This window comes from Paenibacillus montaniterrae, from assembly GCF_018403185.1.
GTDB classification, from domain to species: domain Bacteria; phylum Bacillota; class Bacilli; order Paenibacillales; family Paenibacillaceae; genus Pristimantibacillus; species Pristimantibacillus montaniterrae.
The window spans coordinates 1-18,686 of the sequence record NZ_BOSE01000016.1 but is presented as its reverse complement, the minus strand read 5'-3'; the positions used below and the strand labels follow the sequence as shown (position 1 = coordinate 18,686).

18 protein-coding genes and 1 rRNA gene are annotated in these 18,686 nt (G+C 47.3%); 1 reads left to right on the top strand and 18 read right to left on the bottom strand.

Translation table 11 applies throughout. From position 1 onward, the window contains the following. Nucleotides 1–149: 149 nt before the first annotated feature. The 10 genes from sigH to KJS52_RS25775 form a co-directional block, all read right to left on the bottom strand. Entirely contained in the window at nt 150–806 is a 657-nt protein-coding gene (sigH, locus tag KJS52_RS25820) for an RNA polymerase sporulation sigma factor SigH (protein ID WP_213520316.1), read from the bottom strand. Nucleotides 807–967: 161 nt separating this feature from the next. Beyond that, nucleotides 968–1,525 (bottom strand): NYN domain-containing protein, encoded by a 558-nt coding sequence (locus tag KJS52_RS25815; protein ID WP_213520314.1) that lies wholly within the window; start codon nt 1,523–1,525, stop codon nt 968–970. 3 nt (nt 1,526–1,528) lie between these two features. Next, nucleotides 1,529–2,284 carry a 23S rRNA (guanosine(2251)-2'-O)-methyltransferase RlmB gene (rlmB, locus tag KJS52_RS25810; protein WP_213520312.1) on the bottom strand — a complete coding sequence of 252 codons (756 nt, stop codon included), beginning with the start codon at nt 2,282–2,284 and terminating at the stop codon, nt 1,529–1,531. Next, a complete protein-coding gene (locus KJS52_RS25805; RefSeq protein ID WP_213520310.1) occupies nt 2,268–2,714 on the bottom strand; it encodes a Mini-ribonuclease 3 in 447 nt (148 codons plus the stop codon). The genes rlmB and KJS52_RS25805 overlap by 17 nt, the downstream gene beginning before the upstream one ends. Nucleotides 2,715–2,723: 9 nt before the next feature. Further along, a complete protein-coding gene (cysS, locus tag KJS52_RS25800; protein ID WP_213520308.1) occupies nt 2,724–4,133 on the bottom strand; it encodes a cysteine--tRNA ligase in 1,410 nt (469 codons plus the stop codon). 18 nt (nt 4,134–4,151) lie between these two features. After that, nucleotides 4,152–4,844, bottom strand: a complete 693-nt coding sequence (gene cysE, locus KJS52_RS25795; RefSeq protein ID WP_213520306.1) for a serine O-acetyltransferase — start codon at nt 4,842–4,844, stop codon at nt 4,152–4,154. A 499-nt stretch (nt 4,845–5,343) separates the two neighbouring features. Then, a complete protein-coding gene (gltX, locus tag KJS52_RS25790) occupies nt 5,344–6,807 on the bottom strand; it encodes a glutamate--tRNA ligase (protein ID WP_213520304.1) in 1,464 nt (487 codons plus the stop codon). 385 nt (nt 6,808–7,192) lie between these two features. Next, the gene (ispF, locus tag KJS52_RS25785; protein ID WP_213520302.1) at nt 7,193–7,681 is read right to left on the bottom strand and encodes a 2-C-methyl-D-erythritol 2,4-cyclodiphosphate synthase; all 489 of its coding nucleotides are present in this window, start codon (nt 7,679–7,681) and stop codon (nt 7,193–7,195) included. Further along, entirely contained in the window at nt 7,674–8,393 is a 720-nt protein-coding gene (gene ispD / locus KJS52_RS25780) for a 2-C-methyl-D-erythritol 4-phosphate cytidylyltransferase (protein ID WP_213520300.1), read from the bottom strand. Before ispD ends, ispF begins: the two co-directional genes overlap by 8 nt. 64 nt (nt 8,394–8,457) lie before the next feature. Beyond that, the gene (locus KJS52_RS25775) at nt 8,458–9,552 is read right to left on the bottom strand and encodes a PIN/TRAM domain-containing protein (protein WP_213520298.1); all 1,095 of its coding nucleotides are present in this window, start codon (nt 9,550–9,552) and stop codon (nt 8,458–8,460) included. Between the two features lie 140 nt (nt 9,553–9,692). On the opposite strand from KJS52_RS25775, the gene KJS52_RS25770 reads away from it, so the two are divergent. Further along, nucleotides 9,693–10,088, top strand: coding sequence for a DUF1573 domain-containing protein (locus KJS52_RS25770; protein WP_213520296.1), 396 nt, complete (start codon nt 9,693–9,695; stop codon nt 10,086–10,088). A gap of 127 nt (nt 10,089–10,215) precedes the next feature. Here KJS52_RS25770 and pssA read toward each other — a convergent pair whose 3' ends face one another. The 8 genes from pssA to rrf form a co-directional block, all read right to left on the bottom strand. Then, on the bottom strand, nt 10,216–10,938 hold the full coding sequence (pssA, locus tag KJS52_RS25765; protein ID WP_213520294.1) for a CDP-diacylglycerol--serine O-phosphatidyltransferase: 723 nt from the start codon (nt 10,936–10,938) through the stop codon (nt 10,216–10,218). 78 nt (nt 10,939–11,016) lie between these two features. Next, nucleotides 11,017–12,093, bottom strand: coding sequence for a DNA integrity scanning diadenylate cyclase DisA (disA, locus tag KJS52_RS25760; RefSeq protein ID WP_213520292.1), 1,077 nt, complete (start codon nt 12,091–12,093; stop codon nt 11,017–11,019). Nucleotides 12,094–12,104: 11 nt separating this feature from the next. After that, nucleotides 12,105–13,472: a DNA repair protein RadA gene (radA, locus tag KJS52_RS25755; protein ID WP_213520290.1), complete on the bottom strand. Its 1,368-nt coding sequence runs from the start codon at nt 13,470–13,472 to the stop codon at nt 12,105–12,107. Between the two features lie 166 nt (nt 13,473–13,638). Then, entirely contained in the window at nt 13,639–16,080 is a 2,442-nt protein-coding gene (gene clpC, locus KJS52_RS25750; RefSeq protein WP_213520288.1) for an ATP-dependent protease ATP-binding subunit ClpC, read from the bottom strand. Beyond that, nucleotides 16,077–17,162, bottom strand: a complete 1,086-nt coding sequence (gene mcsB / locus KJS52_RS25745) for a protein-arginine kinase McsB (protein ID WP_213520287.1) — start codon at nt 17,160–17,162, stop codon at nt 16,077–16,079. The genes clpC and mcsB overlap by 4 nt, the downstream gene beginning before the upstream one ends. 26 nt (nt 17,163–17,188) lie before the next feature. Further along, nucleotides 17,189–17,716 carry a protein-arginine kinase activator protein McsA gene (gene mcsA / locus KJS52_RS25740; RefSeq protein WP_213520285.1) on the bottom strand — a complete coding sequence of 176 codons (528 nt, stop codon included), beginning with the start codon at nt 17,714–17,716 and terminating at the stop codon, nt 17,189–17,191. A gap of 19 nt (nt 17,717–17,735) precedes the next feature. Next, nucleotides 17,736–18,197 (bottom strand): CtsR family transcriptional regulator, encoded by a 462-nt coding sequence (locus tag KJS52_RS25735; protein ID WP_213520283.1) that lies wholly within the window; start codon nt 18,195–18,197, stop codon nt 17,736–17,738. A 408-nt stretch (nt 18,198–18,605) separates the two neighbouring features. Next, nucleotides 18,606–18,686 (bottom strand): 5S ribosomal RNA (gene rrf / locus KJS52_RS27995); the annotation flags it as partial.

Here is an 18,686-nt window from a genome sequence, read left to right as displayed (position 1 = left end):
AAAGCATACTGGCCCAGCTTTTCTAGCATCAACTCTCTGTAACCAGTATCGGCCAAATATAGTGAAACTTAAACCAATGGACTGTCTTCAATGCCCGAAAAGTTCAGACAGCAAAGACAGTCCATCGCTTGATGATATAAATATCATGATTACATATGCTCTGTCGTATCGCGAACCTCTAAATATTTTTCAAGCTTGCGCTTGACGCGCTGCAAGGCATTGTCGATTGATTTGACATGACGATTGAGATCAACAGCAATCTCCTGATAGGAACGTCCATCCAAATACAGCATCAGCACCTTGCGCTCGAGGTCGCTTAAAATTTCCGCCATTTTGTCTTCAAGTCCCGAGAACTCTTCCTGATTAATAATCAGCTCTTCTGGATCCGACACTCTAGTACCACATATCACATCTAATAGTGTACGGTCGGAATCTTCATCATATATCGGCTTGTCCAAAGAAACATAGGAATTTAGAGGAATATGCTTTTGGCGAGTAGCGGTTTTAATCGCGGTAATGATTTGACGTGTTATGCAAAGCTCAGCGAAGGCTTTAAAGCTTGACAGCTTGTCTCCCTTATAATCGCGAATTGCTTTATATAAGCCTATCATTCCTTCTTGAACAATATCTTCACGATCAGCACCAATGAGAAAGTATGATCTGGCCTTCGCGCGAACGAAGTTTTTATATTTATTGATCAAGAATTCCAGCGCTATACTATCGCCTTCACGGACGGCTTCAACAATTTCCTCGTCCGTATTATTGTCATATTCAAGCGTACTCCATTCTTTGAGGTCGATACTCATACCCCATCCCTCCGGCCTGCAAGGCGTACACCGCTAGATTTGTATGCTCAAAACATAGAGACAGTATACATGATAGTAGCCTTTTCAGTCAACCAAACGACGCCTTTTTGCAGCATAGTTATTATCAAAAATAACACATTCTGTAAATATCGTGATAGGTTTTACGTTTTCTTGCTATCCTTCTGCTTCTTGTCCTGTTCTCCTCGGCGCAGCTTTTCGAGCTTTTGCCATACCTCATCGTTGATGCGCGCATCAATGGAATGCCGCTTCTTGACGGATGGAGTTGCAATCGTATGCTTAATCGCTTTATGGTTTTCTTTAATTTCAATCAAAAGCTCGCGCGCTGACATCCGCAATGCGCCTTTGCCGAATATGACATGCTGCTCCGTCATATCACTTGTAGCAACATACACATTGCGGCGGCGGCTGATCCATTCCGAGCAAATGCGCTCAATGCATTCGTCCGCAGTTTCCTTCTCGCGCGTGTACACAACAGTCAGCTTATGCTGGCGATAAGTGGCGCCTGCGCCAGGCATTTGATGCGCATCAAATACAACAAACACCTTCATCCCCGAAAAACCTTGAAAATCAGCCAGCATATCCAGCAATTGATCACGCGCATCCTCCAGGGAATGATCCTTCAAACGGTTCAGCTCCGGCCAAGCGCCGATCATGTTGTAACCATCCACTAAAAGCACATCGTTGCGTCTATTAAACATATGCTAAAGTCCTCTGCGTTGTCTTAGCACCTCATACATCAGCACGCCCGCAGCGACGGATGCATTCAAGGAATTCAATCGTCCAGCCATCGGCAGCTTGACAAGAAAATCGCATTTATCCTTGATCAGGCGGCCAATTCCTTTAGCTTCATTGCCAATAACGAGCGCCAGCGGCATATCAAATGATTGCGCATATACATCAGCATTCGCAGCAACATCGGCACCTGCAATCCAAATGCCCTGCTCCTTCATATAGTCGATCGTTTGCGCCAGATTGGTTACGCGCGCCACAGGCACATGCTCTGCTGCGCCAGCAGATGTCTTCAGCACCGTTGCAGTCAGGCCAACTGAGCGGCGCTTCGGTATGATGACCCCATGCACGCCAGTGCACTCCGCCGTTCGCAAGATCGAGCCCAAATTATGCGGATCCTCAATCTCGTCAAGAATAAGAAAAAACGGCGTTTCCGCCTTAGCACCCGGGATGGCCAGCAGTTCATCCAGTTCTACGTAATGGGCTGCTGCAGCCTGGGCGACGATGCCCTGGTGATTCAAGCCAGGTGCAAGCTGATCCAGCTTGCGCTTGTCAACCATTTGCACAATGACACCGTGCTTTTTCGCTTCTCCGATAATCGAGCTGGTCGCATTTTTCTGCGCGCCCTCTGCAATCCATATTTTATTTAGCTCGCGGCCAGAACGCAGTGCCTCCAGCACAGGATGCTTGCCTGCAATTAAGCCTTCGATGTTATGATCTTCCGCCATCAATTTCATCCTTTCCGTTCATTGCTGAAGGTTCTCCAAGTCCGATACGAAACAGCTCCGTAATACGCTCAATTCGATCTTCAAAGTATAAATAGCCGATTAAGCATTCGAATGCAGTTGCATGCCGATAATCGATCATATCGGCATTTTTCGGGGGCGCGCCGGATTTGGCGTTGCGCCCCCGCTTTACTACATGCTCTTCCTCCTCGGTCAAATAAGGCAGCAGACGCTCCAGCGTTGCCCGCTGCGCCTTGGCAGAAACGAGCCCTGTCGCTGCCTTATGCATAACATGCGATTTGTTGTTAGGCTGAGACAGAACATACTGCCTTACAAGCAGCTCATAAACTGCATCGCCCATATAGGCTAAAGCAACCGGGTTCATGAGCGATGCCTGCTTGCTTGGCTTGTGTATTGCAAATCTATTATCCATTATTCACACTCACTTGCGGCGCCAGCGAATACCTTGTGGCGTATCTTCCAGCACAATATTCATCGCTTGCAGCAAATCACGAATTTCATCCGCTCTTGCCCAATTTTTATTCGCTCTGGCCTCGGTGCGCTCGGCGATTAGCGCCTCCACCTGAGCATCGAGACTTAGCTCCTCTGCTTGCTCCGGCAGCAAGCCAAGCACCGCATCCAGACGCTCAAAGCTTGCTTTCAACGCCTGCAGCGAAGCGGCGTTCAAATCCGCTGCCTGCATTTGTGTATTGGCCAGCGAAACAAGCTCGAACAAGGCAGTTATCGCGTCTGGCGTATTGAAATCATCATTCATCTTGTCGCTGAACAATTGTTCGATTTTAACCAGCTCGGCGGTCAGCTCAGCCGAAACAACTCCCGCTTCAGCTTGCTCAGTCTGATTTAGACGATGCTGAAGATTGGTGTAGCAATTGCTGATGCGCTCGACACTGTTAATGGCCTGCGCCACCGTGTCATCGCTGAAATTAAGCGGGCTGCGATAGTGAGCGGCAAGCATAAAATAACGAATCGCCTGCGGCTTCACCTTTTTCACGATTTCACGCACCGTAATGCCGTTGCCGAGCGATTTGGACATTTTTTCATTGTTAATATGGATGTAGCCGTTGTGCATCCAGTAATTGGCAAGCGGTTCGCCGGTAAGGCTCTCCGACTGCGCCACCTCGCATTCGTGGTGCGGGAATTGCAGATCGAGCCCTCCTCCGTGAATGTCAAGCGTATTGCCCAAATATTTGCGCGCCATTGCTGAGCATTCAATATGCCAGCCCGGACGACCCTTGCCCCACGGACTTTCCCAATTTACTTCACCCGGCTTGGCAGCTTTCCACAGTACAAAATCTTGCGCATCCTGCTTGCGTTCATCAACCTCAACACGAATGCCAAGCTGCAGCTCTTCCAGATTTTGATGAGACAGCTTGCCGTAATCGGAGAAGGATGCCGTTTTGAAATAAACGTCGCCGCTGCTTTCATAGGCATGCCCTTTGTCAACCAGCTCAGCGATAAATGCAACTACGTCCTCAATATGGTCTTTTACGCGCGGATTCATACTGGCGCGACGAATGCCGAGCGCCTCAATATCCTCATAATAGGCATCAATAAAGCGGTCGGCCACCTCCTGCACGCTAACGCCAAGCTCATTTGCTTTTTTGATCAGCTTATCGTCAACATCCGTAAAGTTGGAAATGTAATTAACCTGATAGCCTGCATACTCCAAATAACGTCTCACGACATCAAAAAAGATTGCCGGACGAGCGTTGCCGATATGAATATAATCGTATACAGTAGGTCCGCATACATACATCCGTACTTTACCCGCTTCGATCGACTTGAATGCTTCCTTTTGCCGTGTAAGTGAATTGTAAATGACTACTGACATGATGTTACCTCCGACTCATTAGTCTTCTTGATTATGATCGAGCTGTCCATTTTCCTTGGCAGCATAATCGTTCAATCGCTTCTGCTGCTGCTCGACAGCGAGCTTTAGACGGTCAACTTCATTTTGCATCTCACGCAGCATTTCGATAATCGGGTCTGGAAGCTGCGTATGATCAAGGCGATCGCGTACCTTCTCTCCGTTGCGCTTCACGATTCTTCCAGGGTTGCCGACAACTGTACAGTTGTCCGGAACCTCGCGCAGCACAACTGCATTGGAGCCAATATTCGAATTGTTGCCAACTCTAAAGGATCCGAGTACCTTGGAGCCAGATCCGATTACAACATTATTGCCGATTGTCGGATGGCGCTTGCCTTTCTCCTTGCCTGTACCTCCCAAGGTTACCCCTTGATAAATGACGACATCATCACCAATCACGCAGGTTTCGCCAATTACTACGCCCATGCCATGGTCAATAAATAAACGCTCGCCAATTTTGGCGCCAGGGTGGATTTCAATGCCTGTAAAAAAACGACTCACCTGTGAAATAATGCGCGCAAGCGTAAACCACTTTCTGTTATAGCATGCATGAGCGATACGATGCGCCCAGATGGCATGAAGCCCGGAGTACGTAAAAATAACCTCGAATTTGCTTCTTGCCGCCGGGTCGTTGTCAAATACAGCCTGCACGTCTGATTTCAAATGCCGAAACATGCTTCTTTCCCCCTAATTGCTCGTGACCACCTCATAGAACTAACATATAAAAAAGCCTCTGCAGCAATTCGCTGCAGAGGCGTCATAAGTCGCGGTTCCACTCTGCTTAATAGTATGGTGCTTTAACAGCAGCAGCATCCTATTATCTCCACATCCTTAACGCAGATGATACGTTGCCGCCTACCCTGTTGCATAGCGCAACAGCTCGGGACAAAGCTCCCAGGTGCAATTCAGTTACGACGAAGAGGCAATTTCCAGCCGCTATAGCGTTTTGCATATTTGGCCATGCCAAGCGCTATACGATTGCCTTCTCTGAGCATCGCTGCATAACATACTAGTCCTGTTCAAAGCTTATCCAATGCTATGTTGTTCAATCATGATAAGTATAACGAAACGAATCGACAGTGACAAGACCCTCTTGTCGCCAGCGTCAACCATTATCGTTATAAGCGGTTAGCCAATGTGAGCAAGCACGTGTAAAGGCAGCAAAGGCTTGCCTTTACTTGCCAAGGCGAGCCTGCAATCGAGCAATCACTTTCTCCTTGCCGAGCAGGACAAGCGACTGATTCAAGTCAGGACCGTGTGTTTGGCCTGTAATCGCCGCGCGAATCGGCATAAACAGCGACTTGCCCTTGCAGCCTGTTGCTTTTTGCACAGCCTTGATCATCGTTTTTATGCCATCCACCGTAAATTCAGCTGCGTCAGCTTGCAGCTCCGCCAAAAAGGCAGCAAGCACAGCAGGAGCTGTCTCTTCCGCAAGCACCTTGGTCGCTTCAGCCTCATCATGAACCTGCTGCGCGAAAAACAGCTTCGTATGCTCGATAATTTCGGAGGCGCTGCGCAGCTTATCCTGATGCAGAGCTACTAGCGCAGTTACCCATTCCAGCTTGGCTGCATCCGGCTCAGCTTCGATCAAGCCGGCTTTTTGCAAATACGGCAGGCATAACGTTACGATGCGGTCCACATCAGCAGCCTTAATATATTCATTATTCATCCATGCCAGTTTTTGTGTATCAAAAACAGCCGGGCTTTTGCTCAAACGCGCCGCATCGAATACTTCAATCAGTTGCTCACGAGTAAATATTTCCTGTTCGCCCTCTGGCGACCAGCCGAGCAGCGCGATAAAGTTGAACAGCGTTTCCGGCAAATAGCCAAGCTGATCATACTGCTCAATAAATTGAATAATCGACTCATCGCGCTTGCTCAGCTTCTTCTTCTGCTCGTTCACGATCAGCGTCATATGAGCAAACTGTGGCGGCTCCCAGCCTAGCGCTTCATAAATCATAAGCTGTCTTGGCGTATTCGAGATATGATCCTCGCCGCGCAAAACATGACTGATTTTCATCAAATAATCGTCGATTACAACCGCAAAGTTATAGGTCGGGATGCCATCCTTTTTCACAATTACAAAATCGCCCATTTCAGCGGTATCGAACGAAATCGTTCCTTTTACCATGTCATGGAACGTATAGGTGCGATTTTCAGGCACTTTAAAGCGAATGCTCGGCACTCTTCCTTCAGCCTCATAAGCTGCAATTTGCTCCGCTGTCAAATTGCGGTGCTTGCCGGAATAACGCGGCGTCTCGTTGCGAGACAGCTGCTCCTCGCGCTCTTTTTCAAGCTCCTCTTCCGTACAGTAGCAGCGATAGGCCAAGCCGCGATCAAGCAGCTCCTGCCAATATGTTTTATAAATATCAAGCCGTTCGGTTTGACGATAAGGGCCATACGGTCCGCCAATATCTACACTCTCATCCCAGGTTACGCCCAGCCATTTCAAATATTTAAGCTGGCTTTCCTCTCCCCCGGCAACATTGCGCTTTACATCGGTATCCTCGATACGAATAACGAGCTTGCCACCTAAATGGCGAGCAAATAAATAATTGAATAAGGCCGTTCTTGCATTACCGATATGTAAATGCCCAGTTGGCGATGGCGCATATCTGACTCTAACCTCTGTTGACATTAATGGTTCCTCCTAAAAACTTTTTGGATTTCCTCTTCCAAATAAAGGTTCAAAAGCTTGGCTTTCAGTACCAAGAAGATGGAATGATACTAGAAAACGAGGAGCACAGCGTACGGTCTTGGTACGTGAGCACCGCAGTTTTCGGTAGCATTTCATATTCGATGCCGAATAAGCTGCAACGCCCTACTTCGTAATCAAAGTCATGCTTTTGAATTTCCTCTTCCAAATAAAGGTTCAAAAGCTTGGCATTCAGTACCAAGAAGATGGAATGATACTAGAAAACGAGGAGCACAGCGTACGGTCTTGGTACGTGAGCACCGCAGTTTTCGGTAGCGTTTCATATTCGATGCCGAATAAGCTGCAACGCCCTACCTCGTAATCAAAGTCACGCTTTTGAATTTCCTTTAATAAGGCATACTACCGCTTGCGAAGCAATCCCTTCTCCTCTGCCCGTAAATCCGAGCTGCTCAGTCGTCGTCGCCTTGACGTTGACCTGCGATGGCTCAGCACGCAATACATTGGCGATAACTTCAATCATCGCTGGAATGTAAGGCAGCATCTTCGGCTTCTGCGCAATAATTGTAGCATCTACATTGCCCAGTTGGTAGCCTCTTTCCTCAACCATCTCCCATACCTTGCGCAGCAGCTCTACGCTGTCAGCATCCTTATAGGCGTCATCAGTATCCGGGAAATGCTTCCCGATATCTCCCAAGGCAAGTGCGCCTAGTATCGCATCGGTAATCGTATGCAGCAACACATCCGCATCAGAGTGCCCCAGCAAGCCTTTCTCATACGGAATCTGTACACCGCCGATAATTAACGGCCTGCCTTCCACCAGTTGATGCACATCAAAGCCTTGTCCTACTCTAATCATTGTCTTTTCCCCTTTCTGCGCTTGCAGACTGCCGCTGCTGAAGCAGCAGCTCCGCCCACGGCAAATCCTCAGGTGTCGTAATTTTTATATTGGTATACTCGCCTTCTACTACTACGACACTCGTTCCTCTCCATTCAGCAACACTGGCATCATCCGTGCCCAGCATGCCTTCGCGCTCCGCTGCTTCATGAGCCTCCAGCAAAACATCAAGACGAAAAGCTTGTGGGGTTTGAATTGCCCACAAGCTCTTGCGATCAGGAGTTGCTGTAATGATACCTTCACTATTCACTTGCTTGATTGTGTCCTTGACAGGGACAGCCAGCACCGCGGCATGGTGCTGCTCTGCAGCCCGACAGCAGCGTGCTACTGCCTGCTCCGTCACGAACGGACGAACGCCGTCATGAACCATAACCCATTCCGCTTCCATCATTTTTAATCCGGCATGAACGGAATGCTGCCGCTCGGCACCGCCTGTAATAACCGCCTTCACCTTCGTTAAGCTGTACTGCTCGCACCATAAACGGCAGCGGGCTATGTCGTCTGCGCCGACAACCAACACAATTTCATCAATAAAGGTCATGGCTTGAAAGCTTTGTAGCGTATGTACAACAATAGGCTTGCCGCCTAACTGTAAATATTGCTTGCTTTCCTCTGTTCCCATTCTTTTGCCGCGACCAGCGGCAACGATGACAACTCCCCACCGTTTCATCATTGTGATACCTGCCTTAAGCTATTCTTTGCAATCTAGGTTGCATCAATAGTATAATCATACCTTGTTACAGCGCTTTTTCCAACAGCTTTGGCTTGGCAAATATCATTCTTCCTGCAGAAGTTTGCAGGACGCTGGTGACCAGCACCTCCATCGTATGCCCGATATAGTCTCTGCCGCCCTCTACCACGATCATTGTGCCGTCGTCGAGATAGGCTACACCCTGTCCGTGCTCCTTGCCATCCTTGATCACTTGAACGACAATTTCCTCGCCTGGCAGCACGACCGGCTTTACCGCATTGGCCAGATCATTAATATTCAGCACAGATACGCCCTGCAACTCGCACACCTTGTTCAGGTTGAAATCATTGGTAACCACTTTGCCTGACAATAGCTTAGCCAGCTTGACGAGCTTGCTGTCTACCTCATTATGCTCCTCGAAGTCACCCTCATAAATCAAAACATGAACGTCAAGCTCCTTTTGGATTTTGTTCAAAATATCAAGCCCGCGTCGGCCGCGATTGCGCTTCAGCAGATCGGACGAGTCAGCAATATGCTGCAGCTCCTCCAGCACAAACTCCGGAATGACAAGCGTCCCCTCGATAAAGCCCGTTTTGCAAATATCGGCAATTCGCCCATCGATAATGACGCTCGTATCCAAAATTTTATGCTCCTCATAGCCCTTTACCTCACCTGCAGCAGCTACCACTTTAGGCTTTTCCAGCAGATGCTTGACCGCTTCGGCAAGCTCATCCTGCTTGCCTACCGCTATCTTCATGCCAATATATCCGCAGACACAGGCTATGACGATCGGCACCAGCTTCCACAGTCCGCCAAGCATCGCGATCGCAGGATATATTAAAGCAGCAAAGCATAGACCGATTACTAGTCCGCCTACCGCAGACAGAAGCTGACGGAGCGGCATTCCTTCCGTCTGCTTCACGCCACTGTTCATAAGCTGCAAGATCGGCTTGGCAAAAATTGTGGACAGCATCCATCCTAGAAATGCTCCAATTGCTACATTCATGTAATAAGTGCCCGATTGCTGTAGGAAAGGATTCGATGAGCCGCTCCAAGCAGGCGTAGCGTGGAACCAGCTGGAAAATTCCGCCCCTATCATTGCACCACTACAAATCCCTATTATCGAAATTAATTTTTTCATAGGTTTCACCTCCATTACAATTATTAGCAACTTTTCCAAGAGCTAATCCTTGTAACAGAAAGAAAGTTACACAAAGTGGAAATTTTCATTTCGTTTGTTTATAATAAACTCAATCCAATCTCAATAGGCAGGTGAACGTTGTGTCTACTCATGCTTTAGAGCAGTTTCAGGAACAAGTTTCACAATTGTTATTGCGCCATCGCAGCGTGCTTGATATTATGTCCAAGCTTGATCAAACGAGCGCCTCCATCAATCGTACGGTGACGAAGTCAATCACAGACTGCGGGTGTATTGAGCTTCATGCCTCCAAGCAGCCGTTTCACGAGGTGGATTCATTAGATGTTGCACAGCAGCGCATTACCAATCATGTAACTGGTGAATTATGCGAGCATTGCAAGGAGCTTGTACAGCAAGCGATTGGAAGCAATTTATTTTATTTGACTGCACTTTGCACCCAGCTTGATATTAAGCTGCCCGAAGTTTTGGAGCAGGAAGCACAAAAGTGCAATACGCTTGGTTTGTTCAATCTAACATAAACTACTCCTATCGCGACGCAGCGAAAGTAGCGACTCGCGCATAGAGAAAATGTGATTGTCGAAAAAACAAAGCAGCCGCAGCGATTTGCTACGGCTGCTTCGCTATTATGCGTCTGGTAGAATCTGATTACGCATGCTTTTCAGACTTTTCGTCTTCCTGTGCCTTGCGTTTTTTACGCTTAATCCGGCGATCAATTGTTTTTTTCAAGCCATACAGTGCATACAGCATTAAAGGAATAAAAAAGACTTGAGATAAGTACTCTTCAAACAATATACCTACAACAAGCGCAATTACAATAATGATTGGAACAATCCATAGTGTATTTTTCGGAATGCCGATGCTTTTAAAGCTTGGATAGCGAATATTGCTTACCATCAGCAAGGCAAGCACGACGGACGTGCATATAAATACAATCGGCGCAACATCCTCCTTAAATAAGGCAACCGTTGCCAGTATGCAGCCTGCTGCGGGAATAGGAAGCCCTGTAAAGCTTCCGGGACTGCAATCCTTTACATTGAAGCGGGCTAAACGCAGCGCCCCGCAAATTGGGAACAGCGCAGTTACAACCCACGATATAGCAGGAGATACATCCTGCAATGCAACCACATACATAATAAATGCCGGTGCAACGCCAAACGATATAATATCAGCTAATGAATCCAACTCTTTGCCGAATGCGCTCTGCGCATTCAAGGCGCGCGCCACTCGACCATCAATGCCATCTATCAGCATGCCGATAATGACCATAATCGCCGCCAGGCCAGAGTAGCCATTAAACACCAACAAAATTGAAATTACGCCGAGACACAGGTTGCCAAGCGTAAGGAGACTCGGTATTGACTTAATCATTTTCTCCACCTCATCTTTTCCATACCACCCACGACATACGTGATGATAATGCCACACATCCCACTAATTGTAGGGGTTTTAGATTTGTCTGTCAATGAACACCTGCTCCTGTATTCGTTTTAAACCGTCACGAATCGATCTGGCCCTTACCTCGCCTATGCCTTCCACAGCATCCAATTCGTCGGCAGATGCCAATAATATAACCGAAAGCTTGCCAAACCTTTCTACCATATTATTCATAATCGTTTGCGGCAAGCGCGGAATTTTAGCGAGTATTCGATAGCCTCTTGATGATACCGCTTCATCTCCCTGCAGCACAGTAGAGGAATAACCGAGCAGCTTTACAATATTTAAGGCATCAAGCAGCTCCTCATTGCTTAAACGCTTCAAATTTGCCTGCAGCTCAGACAGCTTGCTAGGTGTATACTCGCGAATATAATCGGCCATCAAGCGGTGCCCTTCTTCCTCAAGGCCAACAATAAGCTCCTCCATTTGCATACGAATCAATCGGCCTTCGGTTCCCAATTCGTTGACATAGCGCAATATCTCTTTCTTAATGCGCTGCAAAAGCTCCCAGCGCTGCAGCACATAAGCGACCTCCTGCAGCGTAACGAGCTCTTCAAACTCCAAAGCAGACAAATTGGTCAGCGCTTGGCTCAGAACGCTCTGATAGCGCTCTAAAGTACGGATCGCCTGATTCGCCTTCGTTAAAATAAAGCCCATATCCTTGAGTGAATAGCGAAGATTGCCCTGGTAAAGCGTAATTACATTCCGCCGCTGCGAGATCGACACGACCAGCTTTCCTGTTTGCTTCGCTACACGCTCTGCTGTACGATGGCGAATACCGGTTTCAGTGGATGGAATCGAGCTGTTCGGGATCAATTGCGTATTGGCATATAAAATGCGCTTTAGATCCTCGCTCAAAATAATAGCGCCATCCATTTTGGCAAGCTCATATAAATAGTTGGGCGAAAAGTCACAATTAATCGAAAATCCGCCGTCGACTACGTCCATCACTTCTTCACTGTAGCCGACTACGATAAGCGCTCCAGTTTTAGCACGCAGCACATTTTCAAGCCCATCTCGAAAAGGGGTTCCTGGTGCTACGAGTTGTAATAAATTGTTCATCGTTTCCTGCTGATTGCTTTCCTTCATGCTGGTCCCCCTTATTCTAAGGCTGCTCGCAATGCTTCTGACACAGTGCTAACTCCAATAACTTTAATATCGGCTGGAGGCGTCCAGCCTTTTAAGCTTTTTTCAGGCATAATGACGCGTTTAAAGCCCAGCTTGGCAGCTTCCTTCACGCGCTGCTCCGCACGAGCAACCCCTCGCACCTCGCCTGTCAGCCCGACCTCGCCGAAAATAACATCATCCGGCTTCGTAGGCGCATCCTTAAAGCTTGAAGCGATACATACAGCCGCAGCCAAGTCAACTGCCGGCTCATCGAGCTTAACACCGCCCGCCACATTTAGATAAGCATCCTGCGTTTGTAAAAACATGCCGATCCGCTTTTCAAGCACTGCAATAATTAACGACATGCGATGATGATCAATGCCTGTGGACATACGACGCGGCGATGGAAAATGTGTAGGTGATACTAGTGCCTGCAGCTCAACAAGCACGGGGCGCGTTCCTTCCATGCTCGCGACTACCGTCGAGCCGGAAACACCGAGCGAGCGCTCTGAAAGAAACAGCTCCGAAGGATTGCTAACCTCGCGCAGTCCTTCCTCTCCCATTTCAAATATGCCAATTTCATTCGTTGATCCGAAACGATTTTTTACCGCACGCAGCAGGCGGTAGGAATGATGGCGCTCTCCTTCAAAATAAAGCACGCAATCGACCATATGCTCAAGCAGGCGCGGTCCGGCGATTGCGCCTTCCTTGGTGACATGCCCGACAAGCACGGTTGCAATTCCCTTTTGCTTGGCGACGCGCATAAAATTAGCTGTGCATTCCCGTACCTGGGCAACACTGCCTGGCGCAGACTCTACGCCCGGATCATAAACCGTCTGAATCGAGTCGATAACGAGAAAATCAGGGTTCATGTTATCGATCGCATCATTAATATGCTCCATATTCGTTTCGCATAGTACGAATAAATGCTCTGACAAAGCGCCAAGTCGATCCGCTCTCAGCTTTGTCTGGCGGATAGATTCCTCACCCGATATATATAGCACCTTCAAGTCTTTAATTGCTAAAGCATGTGAGGTTTGCAGCAAAAGCGTTGATTTACCTATCCCTGGATCGCCACCTACAAGAATAAGCGAGCCTGGAACAACACCTCCGCCCAGTACGCGATTCAATTCCTGCATTGCGGTTTCAATCCGTGGTTCCTTCCCACTTTCTATATGTATGATGGATGTCGGTGTTTCTTTCGTATGAATTCCCGCCAAGCCAACGCCTTTTGTTTTGGAAACTGTTTCTTTGAATTCGACCATGGTGTTCCATGCCTGACAGCCAGGACATTTCCCCATCCAGCGCGGCGATTCGGTGCCGCATTCTGTGCAGGCGAATTTCACTTTAGTTTTAGCCATGCCAAGCTCCTTCTTACACCTGAATTTTCCATAGTTTCATCTTCCTCATTCATCTTATCATTATCGAGCCAGTTGCAAAAGGGATAATCACCATAACTTTTTTAACAAAAAAAGCAAGCACCCCAACTGCTCCCGGGATGCTTGCCTATTATTTTATATAAAGCTGTTATTCGACTGAAGCTTTAATGTTTTTATTTACAACCAGCTCGCCGTCTTTTTCATCGATTACAAAGCTGTCGCCTTTTTGAATCAAGCCCATAAGCAGATCCTCGGATAGACGATCCTCAATATGCTTTTGAATCGCTCTGCGCAGTGGACGAGCTCCGTACTGCGGATCGAAGCCTTCCTTGGCAAGGAATTTCTTCGCACCATCGGTAAGCGTAAATTCAATCTCCTGCTCCTTCAAGCGTTTCGCAAGATCATCAGCCATTAGTGTTACGATTTCAGCGATATGCTCCTCTTCAAGTGAATGGAACACAATCGTTTCATCGATACGGTTAATAAATTCAGGACGGAAGCTCTTTTTCAGCTCAGCAAGCACTTTATCCTTCATCGCTGTAAACTCGCGTCCAGAATCCTGCACCGCTGTAAAGCCGAGTGTTGAGTTGCGTTTGATCTGATCCGCACCGACATTGGATGTCATAATAATTAATGTGTTGCGGAAGTCGACCACGCGGCCTTTGGAATCAGTCAAGCGGCCATCCTCCAGCACCTGCAGCAAAATGTTAAACACTTCAGGATGCGCCTTCTCGATTTCATCCAGCAATACAACAGAGTATGGCTTGCGGCGAACTTTCTCGGTTAGCTGACCGCCTTCCTCATAGCCTACATATCCCGGAGGCGCTCCAACGAGGCGAGAAGTTGCATGCTTTTCCATATACTCTGACATATCAATGCGGATTACGGCATTTTCATCACCGAACATTGCTTCTGCCAGTGCGCGCGCCAGCTCGGTTTTACCTACGCCAGTCGGTCCAAGGAATATAAAGGAGCCAATTGGACGCTTCGGATCCTTCAATCCGGCACGAGCGCGGCGAATTGCGCGAGAAACTGATTTCACCGCTTCTTCCTGACCGATTACGCGATCATGAAGAATGCTTTCCATTTTCAACAGACGCTCAGTTTCTTCCTCTGCCAGCTTGACAACCGGAATTCCCGTCCAGTTTGCTACAACCTGTGCAATATCGTCAGGCGTTACCTCGGAATCAGTACGACCTTGTTTTTCCTTCCACTGGTTTTTCGTAGTGTCGAGCTCTTCACGAATTTTTTGCTCAGTATCGCGAAGCGCCGCTGCTTTTTCGAACTCCTGGCTTTGTACAGCCGCGTCCTTTTCCTTGCGGATATTTTCAAGGCGAGTTTCCATCTCTTTAAGATTTGGCGGAACAGTATAGGTGTTCAGCCTTACGCGCGAGCTGGCTTCATCAATAAGATCAATCGCTTTGTCTGGCAGGAAGCGGTCCGTAATATAACGGTCAGACAGCTTAACTGCTTGCACGATAGACTCATCTGTAATTTTTACGCGGTGATGCGCTTCGTAACGATCGCGCAAGCCATGCAAAATTTGAATCGCTTCTTCAACAGATGGCTGATCCACTGTAATTGGCTGGAAGCGACGCTCCAAGGCCGCGTCCTTTTCGATATATTTGCGATATTCATCAAGCGTTGTAGCACCGATGCACTGCAGCTCACCACGCGCCAGAGCCGGCTTCAAAATGTTCGAAGCGTCAATTGCCCCTTCCGCGCCGCCAGCGCCAATTAGCGTGTGCAACTCGTCAATGAACAGGATGATATTGCCCGCTTGACGAATTTCGTCCATAATTTTTTTCAAACGATCTTCAAACTCGCCGCGATATTTCGTTCCGGCAACAACTGAACCCATATCTAGCGTCATAACGCGCTTGTCGCGCAATGTTTCCGGAATTTCATTGGCGATAATTTTTTGCGCCAAGCCTTCAGCAATCGCGGTTTTACCGACCCCAGGCTCCCCGATCAGAACCGGGTTGTTTTTCGTTCTGCGGCTCAATACTTGAATGACACGCTCAATTTCTTTCGAGCGGCCGATTACAGGATCAAGATTGCTTTCCTTCGCCGCAGCGGTAAGATCTCTAGCCAAGCCATCCAAGGTTGGTGTGCTTACATTTGATGGCGTATGCTGATGGCTGGAAACCGCCTCGCTGCTGCCTAAAAGCTGCAGCACTTGCTGGCGTGCCTTGTTCAGGCTAATCCCCAAATTATTCAGCACGCGCGCTGCTACGCCTTCACCTTCACGAATCAAGCCAAGCAAAATATGCTCTGTTCCAACATAAGTATGGCCCAGCTTGCGCGCCTCATCCATAGAAAGCTCAATCACTTTTTTCGCGCGAGGCGTATAGGCAATATTGTTAGGCTGTTCTTGACCGCGGCCGATTAATGCTTCTACCTCATCCTGGATTTTCTCCAAGCCAAGTCCCAAGCCCTGCAATGCTTTAGCTGCAATGCCTTCACCTTCACGAATTAGTCCAAGTAAAATATGCTCTGTTCCAATATTGTTATGACCAAGACGAACTGCTTCTTCTTGTGCTAATGCAAGCACTTTTTGTGCACGTTCTGTAAATCTTCCAAACATCATGATGTTGCACCCCCATTATCTACTTGTTTATTTAACTGTTCACGAATTAATTCGGCTCTTTTGTAGTCACGATCATCCGGCGAGAGCTTTTCATCATAGCGATGCTGCAAAAAGCCCGGCTGCGTCATAATGAGCAGTTCATTATAAATTTGCGGGGAAACCTGCGGCAAAATATCTAAATCTGCTCCCAGGCGAACATCGGACAAGCGCTGAGCCGCTTCCTTCGAATCTATAATTGATGCATAACGCAAAATACCATAAGAGCGTTTAATACGGTCCTCTAGCCGGCGATACGATTCATTCAATAGCTTGCGTCGCGCAGCTTTTTCATGCTCTATAATTTGTTTGGCAACGCCGTAGAGGTTATCGATTATCTCCTCTTCAGATTGCCCTAGCGTAATTTGATTGGATATTTGAAATAAGTTGCCCAGTGCTTCGCTTCCTTCGCCATACAGTCCGCGCACCGTTAAGCCCACTTGACTGACAGCGGATAAAATCCGATTAATTTGCTGAGTAAGCACAAGTGCCGGCAAATGCATCATGACGGAAGCTCTAAGCCCGGTTCCGACATTCGTTGGACAGGTAGTCAAATATCCTTTATGTTCATCAAAAGCAAATTCAAGTGCCGACTCATAGCTGTCATCAATTTCGTTAGCCAGCTTCCATGCCTCACGAATTTGGAAGCCCGGATGCAGACATTGAATTCGCAAATGATCCTCTTCGTTAATCATAATGCTAATTGCTTCATTGTCGCTTAGCACAACAGCACCCGCACGTGATTCATTAGCCAAATTCGGACTGATCAAATGCTTTTCGACCAATACTCGACGATCAAGCTCGCTTAGTTCCTTAAGGCGAATCGTCGTAAATGGCCCAAAACGATCTAAAACACCAGATTCACTTACTGAAGCAAGCTGCTCCAGCACTTCATTGGCTTGGGCGGTTGTCGCCAATAGCGGAAAAGGTTGATGTCTAAGATTGCGTGCCAGACGTACGCGGCTGCTAATAACTACATCCGAGTCTGGACCAGCATTTTTCATCCAATCGCTTAATGCATCAGATGAAAATCGATATGTTGACACAATGATCACCCCAATCTAGTCTAGATTTAAGAAGATTGCTGCATTTTACGCTCAAGCTCGCGAATTTGATCTCGAACGGTAGCCGCTTTTTCAAATTCCTCCGCTTCAATATAGCGATGCAGTTCAGCTCTTAGCTGCTCAATTTGCCGCTTGCATTGAACTCGAAGTCCAGAACGCTTCGGAATTTTCCCACTGTGTTCAGTATTGCCGTGAATACGTTTAATGAGCGGATTCAAGCGTTCGCCAAATGCGTTATAGCAATCACTGCAGCCAAATCTGCCGATTTTGCCAAATTGAGCGTAGCTCATGCCGCATGATTCACAGCGCAGTGATTCCTGTGGCTTTAAGCTGTTAAGCCCTTTGCTTGCCACCGTATCAAAATCAAGTATGCCCGATAGTAAGCTATGAATAGAGAAGCTGTTCGGTGCGCCTGGTATTCCTTCGCCCTTCTCTCGCGCGCATACCTCACATATATGAAATTCTGTTTTTTCACCATTTATAATTTTGGTGAAATGCAACGTTGATGGTCGTTTGCCACATTCCTGACAGATCATCGCACTCAACTCCCTTGCCTTATTTCAAAAGCAGTGTAACAAGCATTGCTTTCAGCAATCTTGCGCGAAGCTCATCACGATAAGGTAGCTTTAACGCTAGCGTATCTCGATGGATAGCAATGCGCAGCAAGTTTGCTTCTCGTTTGCTCAGGTGCCCAGCTTCTTCAAGCTGATAAATCAATCCTTCGGCACAGTTTTGATCAATTTGTTGACCTATTGCTTGATCAATATGCAATTGAATGCCTTTTAATGTTGGAAGTTCGACACGCTGAATACGTACATAGCCACCACCACCACGCTTACTTTCGACTACATATCCCTTCTCAAGTGTGAAACGCGTGCTAATGACATAATTAATTTGAGAGGGGACACAAGAAAACTTTTCGGCTAGATCATTGCGCTGAATCTCTACTGCACCATCACCGCTGCTATCGAGCATTTGCTTCAAATACTGTTCAATGAGATCCGATATGTTACGCACTGACCAACCTCCTCCCAGTTCAATTTGTTCATACTTTCAATGTGCCAGGTTCTACTGCCAAGTCTACATTGTACCATCTTGCGTACAATCCTTTTGACTTTGACTTTCTTTGACCTTAATATCATTATACTTAAATATTGAAATTGGTCAATATGTTTTATGCTTATTTATCTGACAATTCAATTTATTCATGCTCTATATATAGGATGATTCTTTATGATTTGAATTATACCTGCTTGCTGTGGAAAATAATTTTATAATCGCTTCTTCTGAGCCTTATCGTTCACTAGATAGATTTTGTCGAACAAAAGCTGGATCATATTCGTCAAAATCCGCAACTGCGATGCATATTTATTGCAAAAAAGCACAAAAAAAGAGCCTACTGCAAAAGCAGCAGACTCTTCTTGCGCTTGGCGATGTCCTACTCTCCCAGGACCCTGCGGTCCAAGTACCATCGGCGCTGAAAGGCTTAACGGTCGTGTTCGAGAT